We start from the raw sequence: 24,231 nt of genomic DNA, 5'->3' as shown, positions 1-24,231 counted from the left end.
TGTCCACAGGCCTTCGCGATGAAGCCTGTGGACAACCGCACGATCGATCGTGGTGACTGCCGGGGCGGGATTCGGCTTACCTGGCGTGGCGGCCGTGGCGGCGGAGGGACGCGATCGCCCCACCAGCGAGGAGCATGCCGCCGAGTGTCATCAGAATGCCGCCGGTTTCGCTGGGCCGGCTGTCGTTGGTTGCCGCGACCGCGCGGGTCGGCGGACCGGGCAGACCGGCATCCACCGCGGTCGGCAGGCCGGAGGTCGTCGAACTCGTGCGGTGCGTCGAGCTCGTCGACGGCGCACTCGAACGCGGCCTCGTAGGCGGCGCGCTACTCGGCACCGTACTCGACGGAGGCACTGTCGTAGACGTGGTCGGCGGCGTCGTCGGAGGTGTAGTCGGCGGCGTGGTGGGCGGTGTCGTCGGCGGCGTCGTCGGAGGTGTAGTGGGCGGTGTCGTCGGCGGCGTGGTCGGCGGCGTGGTGGGTGGGGTGTCGCAACCCTTGACCCAGAAGACCTTGTGTTTGGTGTCGTTGCCCTGCGAGCCAGGGGCGTGCACGGTCACCTTGACGTGGTAGCCCTGGACAGGATGCGGCTCGCCGGTGAACTTCAGCGTGTAGACCTGCCGAGCGTCGAGATCGTTGCCGCCACCCGCCGGATCACCGCCGATGAACGGCGTGAGGTCACCGGACACGACCTGTAGCCCGCCGTCGGCCGTCGGCGCCTGGTCCTGGAAGATCACCTGCGCGTTGTACGGCCCCTGGTCGAAGTTGTAGAACTCGACAGTGAACGAACAGCCCTGGTGCGGGTTGTTCTCCGGCGGCCTGTCGCCAACCTCCACCCCGTCGATCTTGATGGTCCCGTTGTTCCCCGGCGGCGCGGCCATCGCCGCACCGGCCGGCCCGGAGACCTCGCCCGGCCGGACCAGCATCGCACCGGCACCGATCAGAATCGTGAGCGCTCCAGCGGCCGCCACCATTGCGGCAGCCCGAGCGCGAACCCCCATGACAAGCATCCCCAGTCCCCTGTTCTACCTGCGGTCACAACCGGGCAGACATCTATCTGCAGTATGACCCTCTCGTTGCCCAAGTCAACAAAACAGGGGAATGACAACGAGAGACTTTGTTGCCTCAGGCATGGGCCGTGCGGTGGATGATGACGATCGCCGAGTCGTCTCCCGGTCCGCCGGCCGAGGCGACCAGCTTGTCGGCGGCCCCAACGAAACCCTGCCCGACCAGCCGTTCCGCGAACCCGGTCAGCCGGTCCGTGCCGCGGCCGATGTCCTGCCGTGGCGTTTCGACCATCCCGTCGCTGTAGAGGAACAACGCGTCCCCGAGCCGCAGCAGCCCGCGGTTCACCTCGAACTCCGGCCCCTCCATCAGCCCGAGCAGCGGACCGTCCGCGTCCCGCGTCTGCCACCGCCCCGACCACGCGTCGAACTGGATCGCCGGCGGATGCCCGGCAGTCCGTACGTCGAAGTCGCCGGTCCGCAGGTCCACGACGACATGCACCACGGTCGCGAAGTCGTCGTCCCAGTCCTGGCGCCGCAGATACCGGTTCGCCGACGGCAGGAAATCCTCCACCGGTACGACGCCCAGCAGCCCGCCGAACGCACCCGACAGCAGCAGCGCGCGCGTCCCCGCGTCGATTCCCTTGCCGGAGACATCGACCAGCGCCACCTCGAGCAGGTCGTCGTGCATCGTCGACACCACGAAGTCGCCGGAGAACGTCGACCCGCCGGCGGACTGGATCGCGACCTCGACCCGCCAGCCGGGCGGCAACGGCGGGATCTCCCCCTGCGCGGTGAGCGTGTCCCGCAACTCCATCAGCATCGACTCGCTCCGGGTGCCGGCGACGCCCAGCCGGCTGCGCACCTTGGCGCTGGTGATCATGATCCAGCCGATGACCAGGAGCACCAGGACGAAGCCGATCCGGGAGGTCGTCAGTCCCCGCGACAGGACGACGTACGCACCGAACGCCGTCGTGATCCCGGTCAGTGCCACCAGTTCGCCGAACCGCAGCAGCACGCCGCCGACCACCAGCGGGACGAGCAGGAACGACTCCGGTATCACAGCCGTCCAGATGCAGCTCGCGACGGAGATGACCAGCTGCACCAGCACGAGGGCGACGAACGCCACCCGATGGGAACGGCGGGCACGACGGCCCAGCGCTTCGACCCGGCGGCCGATGCGTCGTGCCAGCGCAACACCGCCGCTCTTCCTCATGGTGTGAAGAACATAACGGTACCGATCGGTCCGCGCATCAATTCGCAACACAACCGATGGCTTTCAGCTCTTGCGCGTGAGTCCGGTTCGCTGGCATTTGGGGCACCAGAACAAGTTACGGCCCGCGAGGATCTTCGTCCGGATCACCGACTGGCAGACGTAGCACCGTTGCCCTTGGCGCCGGTACACGTACACCTCACCGCCGTGGTCGTCCCGGCGCGGGTCACGTCCCATCGCCTCCGGGGTGTGGTCGTCGGCCACGGTGTCGATCCGGCCGGTCTCCACGCCGTACTTCATGAGCGCGAGCAGGTCGTCCCACATGCCCTGCCACTCGCGCTTCTTCACCACGTTGCCGGGCGTCATCGGGTTCAGCTTCGCCCGGAACAGCACCTCGGCGCGGTACACGTTGCCGACACCGCTCAGCACGTCCTGGTTCATCAGCAACTGACCGATCGGCAGCTTGCTACGGTGGATGCGGTTCCATGCCAGGTCCGGATCCGCGTCATCGCGCAGCGGGTCCGGACCGAGCCGGCCGAGCAGCTTGTCACGCTCCTCGTCGGTGATCACCTCGCACACGGTCGCGCCGCGCAGATCGGCGTACGACGTGGCGTTCTGCAGCCTGAGCCGGACCTGGCCTACAGGTTCCGGCACCGGCGCCGGACGGATGTCCATCTTGCCGATCAGCCCGAGATGGATGTGCAGCCAGCCCGCACCCTCGAAGTCGGCGAGGAAGTGCTTCCCATGGGCCTCGGTCTGACGCAGCAGGTGCCCGTCGAGCAGCGCGGCGCCTTCGGCGAACCGCCCCTGCGGACTCGACGTCCGTACCGGACGGCCGCCGAACGCATCCCAGACGTCGTTCGCCAACCGGTGCAGCGTATGACCTTCAGGCATAGTTCCTCATATGGGGACGACAGGTAGTTCCAAGGCACCCACTCCGGCCGTAGTCGGCACGGGGCGGAGTATGCGGGCTCGTGACGTGTCCCGGCCTCGTCAGCCCGTCGTGCGGCGGCCGGTGCTGCCCAAGACCGACGCGGACGAGCAGGACGATCAGGGCAGCGGCGGGAGCTCGCCGGTCGACTCGTAACCGGACAGCATCTCGATCCGGCGGGTGTGCCGCTCTTCGCCGGAGTAGTCGGTCGCCAGGAACGTCTCGACGAACCCGGTCGCCTCCTCCTCGGAGTGCATCCGGGCGCCGACGCTGATGACGTTGGCATTGTTGTGCTCGCGGCCGAGCCGTGCGGTGTCGGTGCTCCAGGCCAAGATCGCCCGGACGCCCTTCACCTTGTTCGCGGCGATCTGCTCCCCGTTGCCCGAGCCGCCGACCACGATGCCCAGACTGCCCGGCTCGTCGACCACCGCCTCTCCGGTGCGCAGGCAGTACGGCGGGTAGTCGTCGACGGCGTCGTACGCCTGAGGACCGTGGTCCACGACGTCGTGCCCGGCAGCGATCAGGTGCTGCACCAGGTGGTTCTTCAGTTCGAAGCCGGCATGGTCGGAGCCGATGTGCACTCGCATGGCCCGCAATCTACTGGTCAGCCGTCTGCGCGCGTACGCCGCCCGGCACCGTCAGGCCCGCGGTCAGCTGCGTCACAGCGGCATAGGCCTGCTCGTACGGCGTACCGCTCGGGTGCAGCGTGAACACTGCGACGATGCTCCGGTCGTTCGCTCCGACCGTCCCGGTCGTGTGCAGTGCGTCGTTGACCAGGTCCACCACTGACTGCGGCTTCTCCTTGTCGGACCGGTAGCCACTGGACCCATGGAACCCGGACCAGCCCTGCTTGATGCTGTAGCCCGGCTCGAAGACCGATGCGATCCCGAAGTACTGGTCGAAGCCGTCGGTGCCGTGGCGGGTCGCCTGGTGCAGCTGTCCCATCACGTACTCGCGCACGGGCACCGGAGCCTCCTCCAGCAGGTAGCGGTAGATCCGGACGGTGTCAGCGGCCGTGATCGCGACGTACCCCCAGAAGCCCGGGTGAGTGGCCGGCGGCCCTGCCGTGTGCGTCAGACCGAGTCGCTCGACCATGCGGTCGACGATGGCCGCACCGCCGAGCTGCTCCCAGTAGTAGCTCGCCGCGTCGTCGTCACTGCTCCGCAGCATGACGCCGAGCCGCTCCTGGTCCCCGGGCGGTACGTCGTACTCCGGACCGCGGTCCCAGAGGAAGTCCAGCGCGATCAGCAGCTTCACCACCGACGCCGACCTGAACTGCCGGTCGGCGTCCTGCTGGTGGACGAACTGCCCTGCCTCGCGATCGAACACGGCGACGCCGGCGGTCAGGGTCTGGGGCACGGTCATCTGAAACCTACTCACAACTGGACGGATTCCTGAGTGAGCAACTTTCACCGGCCGCGCGGCTCCAGTTCAAGCCCTGAACCGTCAGTCGAAGATCGGGCCGCGGTCCCGGGTGCGCTTGATCTCGAAGAAGCCCTCGGTGCCGGCCACCAGGCGGACACCGTCCCAGAGCTTGCCGGCCGCCTCGCCCTTGGGCGCCGGCGTCACCACCGGGCCGAAGAACGCGGTGCCTTCCACCGAGATCACCGGCGTACCGACCTCCATACCGACCTGGTCCATACCCGCGTGGTGCGACTTCTTCAGCGCGTCGTCATAGCGGTCGGTGTCGGCCGCGTCGATCAGCGACGCCGGCAGCCCGACCTCGGCGAGCGCCTCCTTCACCACGTCGCCCTTGCCGTCGCCGACACCTCGGCCCTCGACGTGGATGCGGGTGCCGAGTGCGGTGTAGAGCGGCAGCAGTACGTCGTTGCCGTGCGCCTGCTCGGCCGCGATCAGCACGCGGACCGGGCCCCACGCGTTGGCCAGGAAATTCTTGTACTCGTCGGGCAATTCGTCGCGACCGTCGTTCAGCACGGCCAGGCTCATCACGTGCCAGGTCGTCTTCACATCCCGGACCTGCTCGACCTCGAGCATCCAGCGGGACGTCATCCAGGCCCAGGGGCAGGCCGGGTCGAACCAGAAATCGGCAGAGGCAGTCATATTCACCATCATACAAAGTTGAAGAAACGGTTATACCGACTCGGTATCCAATACCCAGGGTCGGGGGGAAACCCGCACCCAAGCCGTCAGCCAGGTGCATAGGATGCCGACATGCCTGGAACCAACCTGACGCGCGACGAGGCGCGTTCCCGTGCGGGCGTGGTCAGTGACGTGAGCTACGCCGTCGAGCTCGATCTGGCCAACGCCCCGAGTGGCGCCCCGACGTACCCGTCGGTGACCACCATCACCTTCGCAGCCACCGCCGGCGCGAGCACGTTCGCCGACCTGATCGCGGACAAGGTTCGCGAGGTGACGCTGAACGGCGTCGCCCTCGACCCGGAGGTCGTCTACGACGGCGCCCGCATCCAGCTCGACGGGCTGGCCGAGCGCAACGAGCTCACCGTGGTGGCCGACTGCCTGTACTCACGGACCGGTGAAGGGCTGCACCGCTCGGTCGACCCGGCCGACAAGGAGACCTACCTCTACACCCAGTTCGAGGTGCCGGACGCCCGCCGGGTGTTCGCCACCTTCGAGCAGCCCGACCTCAAGGCCCCGTTCACCTTCACCGTCTCCGCACCGGCCCGCTGGGTCGTCATCTCGAACGCCCCGACCCCGGAGCCCACGCCGTACGCCGGTCCGAACGGCGAGGAGCTGGCCCGCTGGGAGTTCCCGCCGACCGAGCGGATCTCGACGTACATCACCGCCGTCGTCGCGGGTCCGTACCACGTCGTGACGGACGTGTACGAGGGTCCGCACGGGACGTACCCGTTGTCGCTGCTGTGCCGTCCGTCGCTGAAGGAGGCGCTGGACGTCGAGGACCTGTTCGAGGTCACCAAGCAGGGCTTCGCGCTGTTCGAGGAGGCGTTCGGTACGCCGTACCCGTTCCACAAGTACGACCAGGCCTTCGTGCCGGAGTACAACATGGGCGCGATGGAGAACGCGGGCTGCGTGACGCTCCGGGACGAGTACCTGTTCCGCAGCCGTACGACGCACGCGGAGCTGGAGGCCCGCGCCAACACCGTGCTGCACGAGCTGGCGCACATGTGGTTCGGCGACCTGGTGACGATGACCTGGTGGGACGACCTGTGGCTGAACGAGTCGTTCGCCGAGTGGGCCAGCCACTGGGCCCAGGTGGTCGCGACGACGAAGTACTCCGACGCGTGGACGACGTTCTGCAACGCCCGCAAGAACTGGGCGTACCGGCAGGACCAGCTGCCGTCGACGCACCCGATCGCCGCGGACATGATCGACTTCCACGCGGTCGAGGTGAACTTCGACGGCATCACCTACGCCAAGGGCGCGTCGACGCTGCGCCAGCTGGTCGCGTTCGTCGGTGAGGAGACCTTCGTCACCGCACTGAAGGAGTACTTCCACGACCACGCGTTCGGCAACACCGAGCTGGCCGACCTGCTGAAGCCGCTGGAGAAGGCGTCCGGCCGCGACCTCGACGACTGGACCGAGCGGTGGCTGCGGACCGCCGGGGTGAACACCCTGCGCGCCGACTTCGCCGTCGACGACCAGGGCGCGTTCACCTCGTTCGCGATCGAGCAGACCGCGAACGAGAAGTTCCCGGTCCTGCGGCCGCACCGGCTCGCGGTCGGCCTGTACCGGCGTACCGAGGAGGGCCTGGTCCGGACCGAGCGGTTCGAGGTGGACATCGACGGGCCGCGGACCGAGCTCCCCGAGCTCACCGGCGCGACCCAGCCGGACCTGGTGCTGCTGAACGACGACGACCTCACCTACGCGAAGATCCGGTTGGACGAGCGGTCGCGGGCGACGCTGGTGGAGTCGATCGACCAGCTCACCGAGTCGTTGCCGCGGGCGCTCGCCTGGGGTTCGGCGTGGGACATGACCCGGGACGCGGAGATGCCGGCCAGCCAGTACGTCGGCATCGTGCTGCGCGGCATCCGGGCCGAGACCGACCTGACCGGTGTCCGCTCCCTGCTCAACCAGGCGAGCAGCGCCATCAACCAGTACGCCGCCCCGCAGAACCGGCCCGCCCTGCGCGCGCAGTTCGAGGAGGCGCTGGCCGGTCTCGTCACCGACGCCGAGCCGGGCAGCGACCACCAGCTCGCGTTCGTCCGGGCCTACAGCTCGGCGGTGTTCTCGGACGCCGGCGCCGACCGGCTCGCCGGGTGGCTGGAGGGTCGCGACCTGCCGGAGGGTCTGGCCGTCGACACCGACCTGCGCTGGACGCTGATCGTTGCACTGTCCCGGCTCGGCCGCATCGGTGCGGCCGAGATCGACGACGAGCTGACCCGCGACACCACGATCACCGGTCAGGAGCGGGCCGCCCAGGCGCGCGCCGCCCGGCCGACCGCGGAGGCGAAGGAAGAGGCCTGGCGGATCGCCGTCGAGTCCGAGGACACTCCGAACGAGACCCAGTTCCGGACCATCCTCGGCTTCCAGCAGCCGGGCCAGGAGGACCTGCTGCGGCCGTACGTCGACAAGTACCTGAACGCGGCCAAGGACGTGTACACCCGGCTGGGCTCATCGATGGGCGAGAACGTGCTCGTGTACCTGTCGCCGCGGCACCTGGCCGACCAGACGGCGCTGGACGCGCTGACCGGCTGGCTGGCCGCGGAGTCGTCGTCCGTGGATGCTCCGACGCTCCGGTACGTCACCGAGGCCCAGGCGGACCTGACCCGCGCGATCGCCGCGCAGGCGCAGGACAGCGTCGCCTGATCGACGTCTCCGACAGGGCCGGTCTCATCCGAGACCGGCCCTGTCGCGTTGAACCTCGCAGTGCGGTAAGACTGGACCGGTGCCCGCCTCTGACCCCGCCCTGGCCGGTGCGGCAGCTGTTGCGCTGACCGGACTCGCAGACGCGTACCGACCGCGTCCAGTCACCCCGCTGATGCCCTGGCGCTACGCCAACCGCCTCGTGAAGCCGTACGTCGTCACAGCACGCGGACGGCAGTGGGACGACCAGATGGTCGATATCGCCCGTACAACTGCCACGCGGCAACTCGAGTTCGACGACGCGATGGGGTCCGTCGGACTGGGCGTCGTCGTACTGCACCTCGGCGACGACGGCGTCTACCTGGTGGTGCAGAGCTGGGCGAAGGACTTCCAGTCCCGCCTGAGCATCTTCAGCGGCATGGACGCCGACGACCTCCGGCCGGCTCCGATCGGCGCTGCTCCGTGCGTGTGGGAGTTGGAGGTGCTCAGCCACGAGCGCGCGTCGTACGTCAAGCACATCCTGTCCGCCGACGTGGACGTCGATTCCTGGCTCGACGACGCCCTGGACACCCGCCCGGAACCGCACCCCAACGGCATCCCCTCCGGCACCTAGTTTCCGGGCGACGTTCCGCGGCAGCGTCATCCCTTCAGGCCGGTTCCTGCGATTCCTTCGACGATCCTGCGCTGGAAGAGCAGGAAGACCGCGAGCAGGGGAAGCCCACCGAGGACCGACGAGGCCATCACATCGGCGTACCGGATCCCGTAGGTGCCCTGCACCGTGGCCAGACCGACCGGGACCGTCATCAGGTTCGGGTTGGTGAGCACCAGCAGCGGCCAGAGCAGGTTGTTCCAGGCCCAGATGAAGGTGAAGATCGCGACCGCGGAGATCACCGGGCGCGCGAGCGGAAGGACGAGCCGGCTGTAGACATGCCAGGCTGACGCGCCGTCCACCCGGGCCGCCTCCTCCAGTTCCTTGGGGAGTCCGTCGAAGAACTGTTTGAAAATGAACACGGCGATCGCCGTCGGAATCTGGGGCAGAATCACGGCCCAGTAGGTGTTCAGCAGGCGCAACGCGTCCATTTCGCGGAACAGCGGCACGATGAGCACCTGGCCGGGGATCATGATGCCGGCCAGGATGAGTACGAAGACGAACTGACGGCCCCGGAACCGCAGGCGGGACAGTGCGTAGGCAGCCATGCTCGCGGTGATCACGGTTCCCGCCGCGACCGCGACGGACGTGATCAAGCTCGAAGCCAGCCACTTCGGCATGTCCCCTTGGTTCAGCGTCGTCCGGTACGACTCGAACGTCGGGTTCTCGATGAACCAGGTCGTAGGAACCTTCGTCGTCTCGGCGTTGGGCTTGAGCGACGTGTCGATCGCCCACGCCAACGGCACCAGCCACATGAGCGCGAAGACGAGCAGCACAGCGAAGCAGATCCAGTTGAACAACCTGTACCGGCGGTCGTACGCGGCCGATCGGGCGGGCGCTGCGCGCGTCCCGACGGTGGCAGCAGTATCCGTGGCCATCTCAGGCGCTCCTCTCCTGCCGGCGGACGATCGAAAGCCAGACGAAGGAGACGATCAGCACGACGACGAAGAACAGCATCGACACGGCGGCGCCGTAGCCGGTTCGGAGGTCCGTGAAGCTGACGTCGTAGAGGTATTCCAGGGCCGGACGGGTACTGAAGTCCGGTCCGCCCTGGGTCATGATGAAGATCTGGTCGAAGATCTTCAGTGACGCGATCACCTGCAGGACGGCGACCAGGGTCGTGGTCCGCCCGAGCATCGGGATCGTGATGCCGGTGATCTGCCGCCACGGTCCGGCACCGTCGATCGACGCGGATTCGTAGAGATCGCGGGGGATGTCCTGCATACCGGCGAGGTAGAGCACGAAGTTGAACCCCAAGGTCCACCACACGGTGGCGACGGCGATCGAGATCATCGCCCACTTGGGGTCGCCGAGCCAGTCCGGCGGTGTCACTCCGATCCTGGTCAACCAGTCACTCGCCAGCCCGATCGCCGGGGTGTAGATCCAGGTCCAGATCAGTGCCATGACGGCCGAGGGGACGACGTACGGGGCGAAGAACGCGAAGCGGAAGAACCAGCGGCTGCGACCCATGCGGTCGGCCAGCAGCGCGAAGACGAACGCCAGCACGACCAGCGGTGGGGTCGTCAGGATCGTGAACCAGATCGTGTGCCACAACGACGACCAGAAAGCGTCGCTGCTCAAGGCCTCTGCGTAGTTGCGGAGGCCGAGGAACTTGCCGAGGCCCCCTCTGACCAGGCTCGAGTTGAAGAAGCTCATGACGAGCGCATACAGCATCGGCCCGATCACGAAGAGGGCGTAGAGCACCAGGAACGGCGCAAGGAACCACCAGGCCTCCCGGCCTTGCCCACGAGGCCGCGGGGTCGGGGCGGCCGGCTCGGCTGTCTCCGGCCGGGCGATTGTCTGAGTTGTCATGACAGGTCCTCCTGTGCTGGATGGAGGCGGCCGCGCATCACGTGGGCGGCGGGGTGTCGGCGAGAACCTGAAGGTCCTGCCTGAGCTTCTTGAGTGCGGCGTCCGGTGCGGCCTGACCGCTGCGCACCGTGGCGACGGCCGAGCCGACGACGATCTCGAAGTTCGAACCTGATCCGGAGTACCAGGCCGGCGGGTCGAGGACCGCGGCGTCCGCGGCAGAGGCGTAGTTGGACTGCGGGCGGAGGGCCTTGTATTCAGTGCCGTCCTTGACCGGCAGCCAAGCCGGCACGTGGCCGCCTTTGGCCCAGGTGAGGCTCTGGTCGAGGAGCGATCGGACAAGAATAAGTGCTCGGTCCGTACGTCGAGGCTCGCGTCCCCCGTGGTTGGGCACGATCAGCGTGTGCCGGTCGGCCTGCACGGCGTACCTGTCACCGCCGAACACATTCGGGAACAGCGTCATGGAGAACGGCGTCTTGGCCGTCTGGAACGTCGTGATCTCCCACTCACCCTGCATGTAGAACCCGGCCTTGCCGCTGGCGAAGAGCGCGACGGCGCCCTGGTAGTCGACACTGCTCGGCATCAGTTTGGTGTCCACCGACAAGCGCTTCAGGTACTCGAGGACCCGCAGCGCCTTGTCGTCGTCCAGGACGACCTCGGTCCCGTCGTTCTTGAGGACCTCTCCGCCGAGCTGCGCGTACCAGGACTGGAACATCCGCCAGTTCGTGGCCGTGTCCCCGTTCACCGCGGTCACGCCACCCCACGCGCCGGAGACCTGCTTCGCCTTGGTCAGAGCATCGACCAGCCGATCCGGACTGTTCAAGGAGACCAGTTGATCGTCGGCGCCGAGCAGGCCCGCCTTCTTGCAGATGTCGGTGTTGTAGAACAGCACGAACGGATGGGTGTCGAGGGGGATCGCATAGGTCTTGCCGTCGACCTGGCAGCCTTCCCACGCGCTCTGACTGAACTTGTCGGGCGTCATGCCGTGCGCCTCGAGATCGGACGGCTCAAGGCTCTGCACCAAGCCGGCGCTGACGAGCGTCGGGACCCGTGACAGGTGGGAAACCGCCACATCTGGTGGCTTGTCACCGACCGTCGCGAGCGCGAGCTTCGTGTAATAGGGATTGCCCCACTGCAGGGTGACCGCCTGCAGTCCGAGCGCCGGATGCGTCTGCTGGAACTGGTCGAGCATCTGCTGCATCCGGACCCCGTCGCCGCCACCGAACAGGTTCCAGTAGTCGACGGTGCCCGGTGCGACGTCGGAGCCGGCCAGGCCGGCGCTCAGCGTGCTGCAGCCGGCCACCGTCAATCCGCCCGCCGCAGCAACCGCACCCTTCAGGAGGCTCCGGCGGGACATCGAAGGTGTCGGCCGCCAGCCATTTTGATCCTGCCTACCCATGCGCCACCTCCGAAGTGAGGACGCGATCAGGAGGCGTTCACGCACCACCAGGTGAGTGCCCACATTTGCTCCATGCCGCTGTGCACCCGCAGGTACCCGGCTGGGCGGAGGGCCAAGCCGGACGACAGGTACTTCTCCGTTCGATCGGTGAACCGGAACGTAAGCCCTGGCTCCGAACAGTGGCGGCTCGACCGCTCCCTGTGAGTTCAAGCGATTGTTTGTCGACGGGCAGTGAGACGGCATACGCGGTACGCGATTCCCTTGTGGAGAAGGAGATTCTCGCCACGTGAAAGAGCCTCATTTCTTCCGCCCTTGGGTTTAAGCTGCACCGGATATATCCATCCAGGGTGTCTGGGGAGGGGCCCTTGCCGTGACACGCGTCGACCACCGCAAGCCACGCGCACGCGCACAGCGTTCGCACAGTGCCATCGGAGCGGCCATCGTGGCCGGCCTGGCGATGGTCGCGGTGTTCGCGTTCATCCTCACCCGCGGTACGGCGTCGGATTCGCCGGCCGACGGGCTCCGGATGGGTTCGGGCACCGACAACGGCGCCGCCGCACCGGCCGAGCCGACCACCAGCGCCACTGGGAGCGCCACGAAGGCGGACCGCAAGCCGCCGGTGTCCGCTGCGGCGCCGAACCCGACGACGAAGGCTCAGCCGACCACACCGCCGCCTGTGAACACCGGTCCGACCTCGCCGAAGTTCAAGCACGGCCAGTGGATCGCGATGCTGGACAAGTACCCGGCCGACGCGGGTGAGACGGCCAAGGACACCGCAGCCAAGATCACGCGGGCCGGTATCCCGGCGAAGGCCATGCTGGTCGACGGTCACTACCCGGGCATCACCAACAGCTCGCTGGCGCCGGTCACCGGCACCTGGGTGGTGTACCTCGGCCCGGGCACGTCCTCGGAGCAGATCCTCAACCTGTGCCTGGATCCGCGCACGCAGGCGGCGTACCAGAGCGCCTGCCCGACCTACGAACCAGCAGGCTGAGTTCCTAGGTAAGGTGCTGGGTCCGTCGCCAGCCGGGCGTGCAGGTGCGAGTCATGGCGCTGCCCCGTCACCTCGACGTAGTAGTCGCGCATCACGCCTTCCAACTGGAACCCGGCGCGCAGTGCGACGTGACACGACCCCTCGTTGACCAGTGAATGGTCGAGCGAGATGCGGTGCAGCCGTAGGCCGCTCGTGAAGGCCCACCGCGCGGCCGCGTCGAGCGCGCGGGCGCCCAGCCGGCGGCCACGGGCCAGCGGACTCACCCAGTACGCCGCGACGGCCTGGTCGGGCACGCGGTGGACGTCCCGGAGTGCCACGTTGCCGATCACCTGATCGGTCTCGGCGTCGGCGATCGCGAAGATCGCGTTGCCGCGCGCCCAGCCGTCGATGCGGGGCTCCAGCCAGCGGCGGGCACGCTTGTCGGCGGGTGAGCTGATCACTGCCGTACCCGCGGTCCAGCGCAGGATCCCCGGGTCCTGCAGGGCCAGCGCCACCGCGGGCTCGTCGGACGCCACGAACGGGCGGAGTACTACGTCGCCCAGGTCGATGCGATGCGGCTCCAGGGCAGGCACGTCAGAGCTTGTGCGCCTCGTCGTTGGCGTGCAGCATCGGCGGCTGATGCGCGTGCGTGCCCAGCTGCTGCACACCGGTGACGAGGCCGCCGGTCAGGTCGCCGGTGGCGAACGACGTCTGCATCGTGAGTGCGGCCAGACCCGCGGACGAGTCCGACAGCTGCCGCTTGGCCAGCTCGCCGATGACGATCTCGAGACGCCGGCCGGCCGGGTCGACGTACACCAGGACCGAGCGGTCCGGGTCGTCCAGCTCGTTCAGCAGCTCGATGGCGAACGGGCGGGTCTCCGAGTCCGCGCCGCCGACGTACACCGAGAAGTGCAGGCCGGAGGTCTCCTCGGCGTACCGGACGGCCTTCTCGATGTCGTAGAGCTGGTCCGGGGTGAATGCGTCACCAGCTGGCACTTGCGCCTCCGAGCGTGCGGGCGACGCCGGTGGCGGCAGTCGCGGTGGAACCGGGCGCGCTGTTCAGCTCAGGCAGCTCGGGCAGGTTGGCCGGGTCCGGCTTGGTCGCCGACGGTCCGTTGATCCAGACCGGCGGGGCCCACCACGACAGGCCCGGGCGGTACCGCGGCCCGTTCGCGATCGACGACGCGAACACCAGCAGCGCCAGCACGGCGATGACCAGCACAGGAATCCCGACGAACACCAGCAACGAGTGCCCGGACAATTCGACAATCACGGCCCGAAGCCTAGTACCTCCACACCTGACCCTGCAGGAGGGGCCGCCACAAGCAGCAACCCCTCCCAACAAGCACAGCGGCTAGCAGCCGCCGCAGTCCTCCACCACAACCCGCGCGGAGCGCGGTGCTTGTTGTTCTTGTCAGCAGCCGCCGCAGTTGTAGTAGGTGATGTCCCAGTGGCTTCCTTCGTCGGCGTAGATGTTGCCGGCGCCCGAGCGCCACTGGGCGGCGCCGTCGCCGCGGTTCGCGATCCGGGTGAACGTGTTGTGGATGTAGTTCCCGACACACGTGTACTTCGAGATGTCGACCTTGTACCCGTTCCAGTGGCTGTACGTGCCGCTGGCGTGGCCCACCTCGGTACCACCGGTGATGTTGACCGCGCACCCACTGGAGGTCTTCAGCGTGCGCACGCCGTACACGGTGCTGTCGTTGATCTGCTCGAACGACGTACAAGTGGAGTTGTAGCGGTCGGAGCAGCCACCGCTGGACGACCAGGTGATGCCGGCGGCCCGGAAGATCGAGGTCGCCTGCGAGTGCGTCAGCTTGGTCAGGGCGGACGCCTGCTCGACCGCCACCACGCCGGGCAGCAGGCCGACGACGACGGCGACGAGAGGTACGGCGACGCGACGAAGCAATGACTTCATGGGGACACTCCTTGAAATATGGGGCGGTTATTTCAAGGAGTGCACTGCCCAAGAAAGTTATTGGCGAAACCTCAGGTTGAATCAGAAATTAACATCCGAGCACTGGTAGAAGGCGTTCGCGGTGTCGGCGATGGTCCAGACCGCAAGGATCATGTGCCGCCCGGACCGACCGGTCGGGATCGTTCCCGGGTGCGACACGTCGCTCGGCGGCCGGGCGCCGTTCATCGAGACCGTGAGGAACGGATTCAGGTCGAGTGCGGACCGCGTCAGCGGCTGCGTCGGATCCCAGCCCTGCTTGGTCATGTAGTACTTGAAGTCGGTGGTCGAGTGCGCCGCGGTCAGGTGCCACGAGAACGTGAATCCCTGGCCACCCTGGAGCTGCGTGGCCGGCCAGGCCCCGCCGCGCTGGTCGTCGAGCTCAGCGAACTGACCGAGCCCTGCCGAGCAGAGCTTCCCATCCGCTGGCCCGCTCTGCGGGAACCCCTTGGGGCCCTCGACACTCTGCGGCTCCCACTGGATCTGCCCGCAGTTCGCGACGACCCCGTCCTGACAGTTCTTGGCCCGGCTGACCGGCCCGGTGGTGTACCCGTGGCCGTAGGCGAGCGGAACCGACGTACACACCGTCAGGGCGAATGCTCCGACGGCAATTCCGGCCATGCTGAGTTTCCGTTGTCGCAGCATGCGAACTCCTGCACTGTTGGGGCGGTGGACAGTGAAGGAAGGGCGCCTCTCCTGCTCAATAGAAAACAACCGTTCGAATCTATTGTCAACGGTTCGTGAGCGGGTGAATACGGAACGCTAGATATTCAGCGAGCCGATCAGCCGACGGAGGCGCTGGTTGTTCGGCAGGTCCTCGATCAGCAGGGGCTCGCCTTGCGGCCCGCCGAGCGGCACCCGCCAGTTCGGGTACTCGTCCGTGGTGCCGGGCTGGTTCTGAGTACGCCGCTCCCCGACCGCATCCGTCAGCGCGACACCGACGAGCTTGGCCGGCGTGTGGGCGACGTACCGGTGCAGGGCCTCGACGATCCGCGCGACGTCGCCGTCGGTGTTGCTGAGCAGATGGCGTTCGCGGAGCGCGTTGAGCCAGGCGTCACGGTCCGCCTCGTCGACCGCGAGCTCCTCCTCCACAGGGCGAGTCAACAGACCAAGACGGTTCCGCAGCTCCACGTGATCGCCTGCGAGGTACCCGGCCGTCGGCGGCAGGTCGTGGGTCGTGACAGTGGCCAGGCACAGCTCCCGCCACCGCTCCGGCGCCAGCGGCTTCCCGTCGGCATCCCGCTCGAACCACAACACCGACGTACCGAGAATGCCGCGCTCGGTCAGGTAGTCCCGCACCCAGGGCTCTACGGTGCCCAGGTCCTCGCCGATCACCGTCACGCCGGCCCGCTGCGCCTCCAGCACCAGGATGCCGATCAGCGCCTCGTGGTCGTACCGCACGTAGGTGCCCTCGGTAGGCCGCTCCGGCGACGTCACCCACCACAGCCGGAACATCCCGAGAATGTGGTCGATCCGCAACCCGCCACCGTGCCGCATCACCGCACGCACCAGGTCCCGCCAGGCGGCGTACCCGGTCTCAGCCAGCGCGTTGGGCCGCCACGGCGGCTGCGACCAGTCCTGCCCCTGCTGGTTGAACGCGTCCGGCGGCGCACCCACATGGATGTTCGGCGCCAGCACGTTCTGCAGCGCCCACGCGTCCGCGCCGTCCGGATGCACACCGACGGCCAGGTCGTGTACGACGCCCAGGGACATGCCGGCCGCCTTCGCACGGGCCTGTGTCCGCGCGAGCTGCTCGTCGAGCTGCCACTGGAGCCAGCAGTGGAACTCCACCGCATCCGGGTTCTCGTTGCGGAAGGCAACGACCTCCGGTGTCGCCGGTTCCTGCAGCTCCTCGGGCCACTTGCTCCACTCCGGCCCGTGGACGTCGGCGATCGCGGCCCAGGTGGCGAAGTCGATCAGCCCCTGGCTCTCCCGGTCGCAGTACGCGCCGTACTCCGCAATCCGCCCGACCGACGGCTGTACGCGGAACAGCACCTGTAGTGCCTCACGCTTCGCCGCCCACACCGTGTCCCGGTCAAGCGCCGTCGAGTCCTCACTGAGCGCCCGCGCCTGCAGGGCCAGCGTCCGGACCCGATCCCGTTCCGCCGGGGCTAGGTCGCCGTACTCCTCGATGTCCTCGATGCGCAGGTAGATCGGGTTCGCGAACCGCCGCGACGCCGGCAGGTACGGCGAGGGCTCCATGCGGCCCGCCAACTCCGCAGCGTGCAGCGGGTTCACCAGTACGAAACCGGCACCCAGATCATGCGCCGACCAGGCAGCCAGGTCGGCCAGGTCGTGCAGATCGCCGATGCCCCAGGAGCGCCGGGAGCGAACGGAGTACAGCTGCAGCACCCAGCCCCAGGTGCGGTGCAGGTTCTCCGGCTCCAGTTTCGCCGGCGTGACGATCAGCGTGCTGACCGAAATCTCCGGGTTGGTACCGATCCGCGCACACAGCCGGTGGTAACCGAGCGGCAGGTCCCCCGGCAGCTGGAACGTCGCCTCACCGACCTGTACGCCGTCGACCCATTCCGGCTCGACCCAGCGGTCCTGCTGCGGGATGTCCCGCCGCTGACCGCCGTCCTCGAGGTCGACCCACACCTCCGCGGACGACCCGTGTGGCAGGTGTACGGCGAACCACGGGGTCCAGCCCTCCCGCATCACCACTGTGGCAGGCAACGTACGACGCCAGCGCGCCTGCTGATGCTCCGCCAGCGCCAGGGCTGCCTTCTCCGGTGTCGACGCGTCCACACCGAGTGCCGCGAGCACGTCGGCCACGACCTCACTGGAGACGATCACATGCTCGCCCTGCCAGTTCCAGTACTCCGTCGCCACGCCATGGGCGACCGCTAGCTCGACAAGGTCCGGAGTGGGAGCAGTCACCCCAGCGAGTCTGCCGCATCAACCACGCCAACGGCCAAACGGCGCGCGTTGCGTTACTCGTTCGACGGGCGGCGGCTCAGCATCAGTACGGCGAGCAGGAGGACTCCGCTGGCTACGACGAGGCCGATGGCCACGCCGGCCAGGTTGTCGGTCAGCTGATACAGGGCGGTCGGCCAGATGACGAGGAGGATCGAGCAGGCCACCACGGCGTACGCCGAACGCCGTGTCCGCCCGTACGCGACCAGCAACGCCGCCGGTCCCGCCGTACCGACAGCCAGCGCCATGATCTCGCCGCGCTCCTGCACCAGCCAGCAGATCGAGGAGCTGAACATGGCCGCTCCGGCCAGTGACCACGACGTCACCTGATCGCGGACCAGACCCAGCATCGCGAACACGAACGCCACGAGGATGAAACCGGTCCCAGCGATCCCTGCGCTGTTGGCGGCCGATCCGGTGTCCGGAGTGAGGACATCTGCCGTGATCACCAACACACCCACGGCCAGGATCCCAAACGTTGCCACAAGCAACGAAGGCTGCTTGAGCCACCACAATCCACCGGCAGCCAGCGCGAGCGCGACCGCCACCCCGACGACCCGCCCGGCCTCCCCCTCGATCGCCACGAACGTCGCGAACCCGGCCACGCAACACCCCAGGGCGGCGAGCGCCGAACTCAGCTGCTCCCGCCGCCGTAGCAGCGCCAGCACCACGGCCGAACCGAGCAGGGCGACCGCGGCCGCCGCACCGGTGGTGATCCGCGCGGCGCGACCCATCTCACCCCAGTTCGCCAAGGTCAGGAGCGCGACCGCACCGAGCAGCAGTGCGCCGCCGATGTAGCCGAACACCTCGACCAGCGCACTGGTGTGGCCCACCGCGGGCGGCGGCTCCGCGTCGGCCGGCGCAGGCCCCTCAGGCTCCTGCGGCGGGCGCGGCCGGCCCGGGTCGGCGAGCGCCGCGTCGATCTCCGCGTCGGCAGCATCCCGGATCGAGTCGGCCTGGTACTGGCGCAACACACCAGCGCTCACGAGCCTGGAAAGCTCGTCGTCCAGCCGGCTCGACATGCTTTTCCGTCTCCTTGTCTGCCCACTAACATCAGGCGGCGAGATGCCTATTCTGACCAGCTACCTTGTGTCCTTGACCAGTCACCCCCTGTTTTCACCGTTGGTGAGCCTGCCAGACTCGTTTCCGACGTTCTTCCGGACCGGCAACGACGGCAAGCTGGAGGTGACCGACCAGGTCGTGGTCGTGCCCGCCCGGATCGCCGGCCTGATCATCGGCTTCTTCGTGCTCCGCTGGCTGCTGCACAAGGTGATCCGGCGGTTCGCCCGGCGCACCGGCAACGGCACCGTGGCCGGTGTCCTGGCCAAGTCGAAGATCGGCCAGGGATTCGTGGAGAGCACGCTCGCCACCGAGCGCCGGACCCAGCGCGCGGAGACGATCGCGTCGCTGCTGTGCAGTGCGGTCACCATCGTGCTGAGCGCCGTCCTGGTGGTGATGGTGCTCGCCGAGCTCGGCTTCAACATCATGCCGGTGATCGCGTCCGCGAGCATCATCGGCGTGGCGCTCGGGTTCGGCGCGCAGACGCTCGTGAAGGACTTCCTGGCCGGCGTGTTCATGATCTTCGAGGACCAGTACGGCGTCGGCGACCTGATCGACATGGAGAAGGCGACCGGCGTCGTGGTCGCGGTGGGACTGCGGATCACCACCTTGCGCGGCGAGGACGGCACCACCTGGTACGTCCGCAACGGCGAGGTGCTCCGGGTCGGCAACCTGACCAGTCGCGACCCGAACAGCGGCGCCTCCTCCGGTGTCGGCTCCGCCACCGAGAAGGAAGAAGAGGTCAAGACCGACGAAAATGTGGCGAGCGGTAAGCAGGACGAAAGCCGAGGCTGAGGTACAGGCGCTCGGCGTCCGAACCCACGACCACCTGCAGGGTGAGCCGCCCACCGGCCGCGTCCCGGCGCGCCTGCGCGAGCAGCCGCGTCGCCAGACCACGGCCGCGGTACTGCGGTTTGGTCGCGACCGCGTAGACGCCGGCGACCGACCCGGTCCGCAGTACCAGCGTGATGGACGCCGGATCACCGTTCACGCGGAGCAGGTATAGCGACTGGTCCGGCTCCTGGTAGTTCTGCACGGCCTGCTTGACGAACATCTGCTGCCACCTGTCGTAGTCCGGCTCTTCCACCTCGAGAAACGCCGCACACTGCACCTCGGCGAACCCCAGCGCGTCCGCCTCCGAGCCGATCGGCTCCACCAGCTCCCCAACCGCTGACCCGGCCGGAGCCTCCATGTGCACCAGCACCTCGGCGGCCTCGAACCCCGCCGCAACCAGCCGGTCCTCCCAGCCCTCCCCACTCCCGGGCACGAGCCGAACCGTCCGCACCTCAGCCGGAACCTCCACGTCCGACGAGAGCGGGATCCACGCCGAGAACTCGTCGGACTCCCCCACCACCTCGATCGCCTCGGCAGACTGCCGCACCGAACCGCGATGGGCAGCCAGGAACGCGAGGTGATTGTCGAGCAACGCATCAAACATGCGCAGAGTCTGCATCGCCCCACCGACAAAACGCCTCCCGCGCAGACTCTGCGCGGGAGGCGTTCGGGCCGGAGGTTCAGGCGGTGAAGGTGACGTCCAGGGTGATGGTCGTGCCGGTCAGGGCCTGCGAGACCGGGCAGTTCTTCTTCGCGCCCTCGGCGAACTCGGCGAACTCGTCGGCGGTAAGACCGGGGACGTTGCCGTTCACGGACAGCTTGATACCGGTGATGCCCTCACCGGGCTGGAAGGTCACGTCGGCCTGGGTGTCCAGCGACGCCGGCGGGTTGCCGGCCTGCGCGAGCGCGTGCGACAGCGCCATCGAGAAGCACGCCGAGTGCGCGGCGCCGAGCAGCTCCTCGGGGCTGGTCCGGCCGCTCGCCTCCGGCTCGGTGCGCGCGGCCCAGGTCACGTCGAAGGAGCCCAGCCCGGACGACTCCAGGTTGACCTGACCGCCGCCCTCCAGCAGCGAGCCTTCCCAGTGGGCCTTGGCGGTACGGGTAGCAGCCATGCTCGTGTTTCTCCTTAGAAGAAGGTTCAGCGGCCGGACACGTCGATCGCGCCCGGGTACTGCGGTTCGTCGGTGTTCACCATGCTGTGCGCGGCCATCACCATGTAGCGCCAGATCTCCTCGTCCCGCTCCGGGGACAGGCCGATCTCGTCGAGCGCGGCCCGCATGTGGCCGAGCCAGCGGTCCCGCGCGGCCGGGGTGACGGCGAACGGGGCGTGCCGCATCCGCAGCCGCGGGTGCCCACGCTGCTCGGAATATGTCTTGGGGCCGCCCCAGTACTGCTCCAGGAACATCCGGAAGCGCACCTCGGCCGGGCCGAGGTCCTCCTCCGGGTACATCGCCCGCAGTTCCGGGTCGGCGGCAACACCGCGGTAGAACGCTGCCACCAATCGATGGAAGGTCTCCGCCCCACCGACGGCGTCGTAGAAGCTCTGCTGCTCAGTCATGCCTCCGCCTCGCTTCGCTCGGCTCCGGCACGCCTGAGCGGCTCAACTCTGCTTTTTGTTCGCTCGCTCATCTCGGACCTAGTCTCTCAAGTGGTCACAAGATGCTTGAGCAGGGCTGCCCGTTCGGGGTCTCCGAGGGGTCGTTTCGCGTGCGTCGTACCGTCCACGGCGACGATCACCGACTCCGCCTTGGCATACACGTCCTCCGACTCGCCACTGCGATCGACGATCCGCGAGCCGAGTGTGTACGACGACGTACCGACGGATGCGATCCACACGTCCACGTCGTACGGCGGGTGCCGCAGCAGGATCGGCCGCAGGTAGTCGACCGTCTGGCTGGCCAGCACGCACGGGTACTGCGCGAAGAAGTCGCCCGTGGTCTCCATCACCTGCCCGAGGAACGCGATCCGCGCCTCCTGCAGGTAGTCGAAGTACCGCACGTTGTTCACGTGGTCGTACGAGTCGATGTCCGACCACCTGACGAGGACAGGATGGGTGAAGGTCATGCGCCCACCAGCTTCTCGAGGGCCGTCCGCTCGACCGGGGTGATCCGGCGCAGGCGGTTGGCCGCGAAGTCGAACGGGACCAGCTTGGTCTTCGCCTCGACATAGGTACGGCGTTCCGGTTCGGCGTCGAGGATCTCGTAGTCGACTGTGAACGACGCGGCCCGGATCTCGCTGATCCAGAGCTCGATCCGCACCGGTTCGGGCCGGAAGTGCAGCGGCGCGCGGTACTGCACCTCGTGCCGGGCCACCAGCAGGCCGGTCTCGAGGTTGTCGGCGCCGAGCTCCTTGGCGGTCCGGAACAGGAAATCGACGCGGGCGTCCTGGAGGTAGTCGACGTACCGGCCGTTGTTCACGTGTCCGAGCGCGTCCATGTCGCCCCAGCGCAACGGGCAGTGGTAGACGTGGCGGTTGTGATGATCCACACGACGATCATGTCATCCAAGGTCCTTCCCGGGTGACGGAGCGTGGGTAATGTCATCCCCGGCAGACCAGTGCACCGATTGGAGTGGTGGATGAGTACGCAGCGGGTGGCGATCGTGACCGGGGCGGCCCGGGGAATCGGCGCGGCCGTCGCGCAGCGGCTCGCCGCGGACGGCAACGCCGTCGCGGTCATCGACCTCGACGAGGGCGCCTGCGACGCGACCGTGAAGGCGATCACCGAGGCCGGCGGGAAGGCGATCGGGGTCGGCGCCGACGTCAGCAAGTCCGACCAGGTCACGGCCGCGGTCGAGCGGGTGGTCGCGGAGCTGGGCGCGCCGACGATCCTGGTCAACAACGCCGGCGTACTGCGGGACAACCTGCTGTTCAAGATGTCCGAGGACGACTGGGACACAGTCATGTCGGTGCACCTCAAGGGCAGCTTCCTGATGTCGAAGGCCTGCCAGGCGCACATGGTCGAGGCCAAGTACGGCCGGATCGTCTTCCTCTCGTCGACCTCGGCGCTCGGAAACCGCGGCCAGGCGAACTACGCGTCCGCGAAGGCGGGGCTGCAGGGGCTGGCGAAGACGCTCGCGATCGAGCTGGGCAAGTTCGGCGTCACCGCGAACGCGATCGCGCCGGGCTTCATCGAGACCGACATGACCGCGGCCACCGCGGCCCGGGTCGGCGTCGACTTCGAGGAGTTCAAGAAAGCCACCGCCGCGAGCATCCCCGTGCAGCGGACCGGCAAGCCGGAGGACATCGCCGCCGCGGCCTCGTTCTTCTGCAGCGAGGAGGCCGGGTTCGTGTCCGGCCAGGTCCTGTACGTCGCCGGCGGACCCCGCAACTAACAGGGAACTGAGGAGAAGCCGACATGCCGCAGACGTTCGACGGCGTCGACGAGGTGGTGCACGCGGTCGGCACGCCACTCGGCGAGACCGCGTGGCTGGAGATCACCCAGGAGCAGGTGAACCAGTTCGCCGAGGCGACCGGCGACCACCAGTGGATCCATGTCGACGTGGAGCGGGCCGCCAAGGGTCCGTACGGCGGAACGATCGCGCACGGCTACCTCACGCTGAGCCTGATTGCCCGCTTCGGCGAGGAGCTGTTCAAGGTCGAGGGCGTGACCGCGAAGCTCAACTACGGCGTCAACAAGGTCCGCTTCCCCGCCCCCGTCCCGGTCGGCAGCCGGGTCCGCGCCGGCGCCTCCATCTCCAACGCGGTCGAGACGCCCGCCGGCGTACAGGTCTCACTGAACTGGGTCATCGAGCTCGAAGGCTCCACCAAGCCCGCCTGCGTTGCCGAGACCGTCGTACTGCTGGTGCGGTAGTTTTCGTGCCTAGAGCGGGCAGATCAGCACCGCGTGGGTGGCGATGCGGTGGTAGCCGAGCCATTCGTTGACGGCGAGCATCGGCGTGTTGCCGTCGTAGTTGGCGGTATAGGCGCCTTGCACGCCGGCCTTGGCGGCGCGGTGCAGCGCGGCGGTCTTGACCAGCTTGGCGAGCCCGCGACCGCGGTACTCCGGCAGCGTGGACGTCATCCTCGACCAGATCTTGGTGTTGTCGCCATGGTTGCGGGTGAACGCGATGATCCGGCCCTCGTGCCTGGCAGCCACACTCATATCGCGCATCAGGTCCGGTGAGTTCCAGATGTCGGCGAACCATGTGTCGTACGGCTGGGAGGAGATCTTCGCGTCACCCGGCTTGGTGCGCTGGGCGACCTCGTCGGCGGCGTGCAGCAACCGCGGATCGACCTCGGTGAACGGGACCAGCTCCACCTCGCTCGCGACCTCGGGAAGGTCCGGCACCTTGCGCGGATCGATCCCGGCGTAGTGCACTTGCCTGGTCTGCCGGTAACCGAACCGCGCCGCCCAGTCCACACTGCCCGGGTCGGCGAACACCCGCGCCGAGGTGGCTCCCGCCGACCGCAGATCGGCGTGAATCTTCTCGAGCAGCCGCGTGCCGATCCCCTGGCCGCGGGCCTCCGGCCGCACCAGCAACCGCAGCTCGCCGTCCAGCGGGTCCGATCCGCCGATCAGTCCGCACGACGCCCAGCCCACCAGGCCGTCACCGTCCACCGCCACGAACGACCCGCGCCCGACGCCGGCCGGCGTCGCCAGCCGACGGCTCAACGCACTGCGCGTGATCACCAGATACGGAACGAGCGCATCGTGCATCGCCACCGCTGCGTCGACATCCCCCGGCCCCGCTGCCCTGATCTCCATCCCAACTCCTTGGGAACTCCAACGACGAAGTCCCCCGGAAGGTAAC

Annotated in this window: 28 protein-coding genes; 6 read left to right on the top strand and 22 right to left on the bottom strand. The window is 68.1% G+C overall.

Translation table 11 applies throughout. The annotated features are described in order from the left end of the window. Positions 1 to 76: 76 nt before the first annotated feature. From EV651_RS00570 to EV651_RS00545, 6 genes are all read right to left on the bottom strand, one after another. A complete protein-coding gene (locus EV651_RS00570) occupies positions 77 to 997 on the bottom strand; it encodes a hypothetical protein (RefSeq protein WP_133780815.1) in 921 nt (306 codons plus the stop codon). Between the two features lie 124 nt (positions 998 to 1,121). Next, positions 1,122 to 2,216: a PP2C family protein-serine/threonine phosphatase gene (locus EV651_RS00565; protein WP_133780813.1), complete on the bottom strand. Its 1,095-nt coding sequence runs from the start codon at positions 2,214 to 2,216 to the stop codon at positions 1,122 to 1,124. 63 nt (positions 2,217 to 2,279) lie between these two features. Beyond that, the gene (locus EV651_RS00560) at positions 2,280 to 3,107 is read right to left on the bottom strand and encodes an Fpg/Nei family DNA glycosylase (RefSeq protein WP_133780811.1); all 828 of its coding nucleotides are present in this window, start codon (positions 3,105 to 3,107) and stop codon (positions 2,280 to 2,282) included. A 156-nt stretch (positions 3,108 to 3,263) separates the two neighbouring features. Beyond that, positions 3,264 to 3,731, bottom strand: coding sequence for a ribose-5-phosphate isomerase (locus EV651_RS00555; RefSeq protein WP_133780809.1), 468 nt, complete (start codon positions 3,729 to 3,731; stop codon positions 3,264 to 3,266). A 10-nt stretch (positions 3,732 to 3,741) separates the two neighbouring features. Further along, on the bottom strand, positions 3,742 to 4,509 hold the full coding sequence (locus EV651_RS00550) for a hypothetical protein (RefSeq protein ID WP_133780807.1): 768 nt from the start codon (positions 4,507 to 4,509) through the stop codon (positions 3,742 to 3,744). A gap of 81 nt (positions 4,510 to 4,590) precedes the next feature. Then, positions 4,591 to 5,205, bottom strand: a complete 615-nt coding sequence (locus tag EV651_RS00545) for a DsbA family protein (protein WP_133780805.1) — start codon at positions 5,203 to 5,205, stop codon at positions 4,591 to 4,593. 111 nt (positions 5,206 to 5,316) lie between these two features. Here EV651_RS00545 and pepN point away from each other — a divergent pair, with 111 nt between their 5' ends. Then, on the top strand, positions 5,317 to 7,890 hold the full coding sequence (pepN, locus tag EV651_RS00540; protein WP_133780803.1) for an aminopeptidase N: 2,574 nt from the start codon (positions 5,317 to 5,319) through the stop codon (positions 7,888 to 7,890). 79 nt (positions 7,891 to 7,969) lie between these two features. Continuing rightward, entirely contained in the window at positions 7,970 to 8,500 is a 531-nt protein-coding gene (locus tag EV651_RS00535) for a hypothetical protein (RefSeq protein WP_133780801.1), read from the top strand. 26 nt (positions 8,501 to 8,526) lie between these two features. Here EV651_RS00535 and EV651_RS00530 read toward each other — a convergent pair whose 3' ends face one another. Genes EV651_RS00530 through EV651_RS00520 form a run of 3 tightly spaced genes read right to left on the bottom strand, consistent with a single transcriptional unit; the run spans position 8,527 to position 11,744 of the window. Then, positions 8,527 to 9,414: a carbohydrate ABC transporter permease gene (locus tag EV651_RS00530; protein WP_133780799.1), complete on the bottom strand. Its 888-nt coding sequence runs from the start codon at positions 9,412 to 9,414 to the stop codon at positions 8,527 to 8,529. A gap of 1 nt (position 9,415) precedes the next feature. Next, a complete protein-coding gene (locus tag EV651_RS00525; protein WP_133780797.1) occupies positions 9,416 to 10,348 on the bottom strand; it encodes a carbohydrate ABC transporter permease in 933 nt (310 codons plus the stop codon). A gap of 37 nt (positions 10,349 to 10,385) precedes the next feature. After that, positions 10,386 to 11,744: a substrate-binding domain-containing protein gene (locus tag EV651_RS00520; protein ID WP_166658483.1), complete on the bottom strand. Its 1,359-nt coding sequence runs from the start codon at positions 11,742 to 11,744 to the stop codon at positions 10,386 to 10,388. Between the two features lie 370 nt (positions 11,745 to 12,114). Between EV651_RS00520 and EV651_RS00515 the strand changes: the two genes are divergently transcribed. After that, the gene (locus EV651_RS00515) at positions 12,115 to 12,738 is read left to right on the top strand and encodes a hypothetical protein (RefSeq protein WP_133780793.1); all 624 of its coding nucleotides are present in this window, start codon (positions 12,115 to 12,117) and stop codon (positions 12,736 to 12,738) included. Here the strand turns inward: EV651_RS00515 and EV651_RS00510 are convergent. From EV651_RS00510 to EV651_RS00480, 7 genes are all read right to left on the bottom strand, one after another. Beyond that, positions 12,720 to 13,310 (bottom strand): GNAT family N-acetyltransferase, encoded by a 591-nt coding sequence (locus EV651_RS00510; protein ID WP_133780791.1) that lies wholly within the window; start codon positions 13,308 to 13,310, stop codon positions 12,720 to 12,722. The two genes, EV651_RS00515 and EV651_RS00510, sit on opposite strands and share 19 nt — an antisense overlap. A gap of 1 nt (position 13,311) precedes the next feature. After that, positions 13,312 to 13,713, bottom strand: a complete 402-nt coding sequence (locus EV651_RS00505; RefSeq protein ID WP_238156565.1) for a DUF5130 family protein — start codon at positions 13,711 to 13,713, stop codon at positions 13,312 to 13,314. Continuing rightward, the gene (locus tag EV651_RS00500; RefSeq protein WP_133780787.1) at positions 13,700 to 13,990 is read right to left on the bottom strand and encodes a hypothetical protein; all 291 of its coding nucleotides are present in this window, start codon (positions 13,988 to 13,990) and stop codon (positions 13,700 to 13,702) included. Before EV651_RS00500 ends, EV651_RS00505 begins: the two co-directional genes overlap by 14 nt. 141 nt (positions 13,991 to 14,131) lie before the next feature. Next, positions 14,132 to 14,635 carry a hypothetical protein gene (locus tag EV651_RS00495; RefSeq protein WP_133780785.1) on the bottom strand — a complete coding sequence of 168 codons (504 nt, stop codon included), beginning with the start codon at positions 14,633 to 14,635 and terminating at the stop codon, positions 14,132 to 14,134. An 81-nt stretch (positions 14,636 to 14,716) separates the two neighbouring features. Further along, positions 14,717 to 15,316, bottom strand: a complete 600-nt coding sequence (locus EV651_RS00490; protein WP_133780783.1) for a lytic polysaccharide monooxygenase — start codon at positions 15,314 to 15,316, stop codon at positions 14,717 to 14,719. 117 nt (positions 15,317 to 15,433) lie between these two features. After that, positions 15,434 to 17,551 (bottom strand): 4-alpha-glucanotransferase, encoded by a 2,118-nt coding sequence (gene malQ / locus EV651_RS00485; RefSeq protein WP_166658451.1) that lies wholly within the window; start codon positions 17,549 to 17,551, stop codon positions 15,434 to 15,436. Between the two features lie 53 nt (positions 17,552 to 17,604). Beyond that, positions 17,605 to 18,609, bottom strand: a complete 1,005-nt coding sequence (locus EV651_RS00480) for a DUF2157 domain-containing protein (protein WP_133780781.1) — start codon at positions 18,607 to 18,609, stop codon at positions 17,605 to 17,607. A 103-nt stretch (positions 18,610 to 18,712) separates the two neighbouring features. Between EV651_RS00480 and EV651_RS00475 the strand changes: the two genes are divergently transcribed. Beyond that, complete coding sequence (locus tag EV651_RS00475; RefSeq protein WP_238156564.1) at positions 18,713 to 19,441, top strand: mechanosensitive ion channel family protein; 729 nt, start codon at positions 18,713 to 18,715, stop codon at positions 19,439 to 19,441. Here the strand turns inward: EV651_RS00475 and EV651_RS00470 are convergent. From EV651_RS00470 to EV651_RS00450, 5 genes are all read right to left on the bottom strand, one after another. Then, a complete protein-coding gene (locus EV651_RS00470) occupies positions 19,389 to 20,084 on the bottom strand; it encodes a GNAT family N-acetyltransferase (RefSeq protein ID WP_133780776.1) in 696 nt (231 codons plus the stop codon). The genes EV651_RS00475 and EV651_RS00470 overlap by 53 nt on opposite strands. Before the next feature lie 76 nt (positions 20,085 to 20,160). Beyond that, positions 20,161 to 20,592, bottom strand: a complete 432-nt coding sequence (locus EV651_RS00465) for an OsmC family peroxiredoxin (RefSeq protein ID WP_130381255.1) — start codon at positions 20,590 to 20,592, stop codon at positions 20,161 to 20,163. Positions 20,593 to 20,618: 26 nt separating this feature from the next. After that, on the bottom strand, positions 20,619 to 21,038 hold the full coding sequence (locus tag EV651_RS00460) for a globin (RefSeq protein ID WP_133780774.1): 420 nt from the start codon (positions 21,036 to 21,038) through the stop codon (positions 20,619 to 20,621). A gap of 86 nt (positions 21,039 to 21,124) precedes the next feature. Further along, complete coding sequence (locus EV651_RS00455) at positions 21,125 to 21,544, bottom strand: thioesterase family protein (RefSeq protein WP_133780772.1); 420 nt, start codon at positions 21,542 to 21,544, stop codon at positions 21,125 to 21,127. Then, positions 21,541 to 21,966, bottom strand: a complete 426-nt coding sequence (locus EV651_RS00450) for a thioesterase family protein (RefSeq protein ID WP_238156563.1) — start codon at positions 21,964 to 21,966, stop codon at positions 21,541 to 21,543. The genes EV651_RS00455 and EV651_RS00450 overlap by 4 nt, the downstream gene beginning before the upstream one ends. A gap of 90 nt (positions 21,967 to 22,056) precedes the next feature. Between EV651_RS00450 and fabG the strand changes: the two genes are divergently transcribed. Then, positions 22,057 to 22,812, top strand: a complete 756-nt coding sequence (fabG, locus tag EV651_RS00445; RefSeq protein WP_133780770.1) for a 3-oxoacyl-ACP reductase FabG — start codon at positions 22,057 to 22,059, stop codon at positions 22,810 to 22,812. A gap of 23 nt (positions 22,813 to 22,835) precedes the next feature. Continuing rightward, a complete protein-coding gene (locus tag EV651_RS00440; protein ID WP_133780768.1) occupies positions 22,836 to 23,291 on the top strand; it encodes a MaoC family dehydratase in 456 nt (151 codons plus the stop codon). Positions 23,292 to 23,300: 9 nt separating this feature from the next. On the opposite strand, the gene EV651_RS00435 is transcribed toward EV651_RS00440, so the two are convergent. Next, a complete protein-coding gene (locus EV651_RS00435) occupies positions 23,301 to 24,185 on the bottom strand; it encodes a GNAT family N-acetyltransferase (RefSeq protein ID WP_133780766.1) in 885 nt (294 codons plus the stop codon). Positions 24,186 to 24,231: the final 46 nt, after the last annotated feature.

Origin of the sequence: Kribbella sp. VKM Ac-2571 (assembly GCF_004362255.1) — a bacterium.
Classification (GTDB): Bacteria; Actinomycetota; Actinomycetes; order Propionibacteriales; family Kribbellaceae; genus Kribbella; species Kribbella pratensis.
Note: the sequence above shows the minus strand (reverse complement) of the source record. Positions and strands in the feature narration are given on the sequence as shown.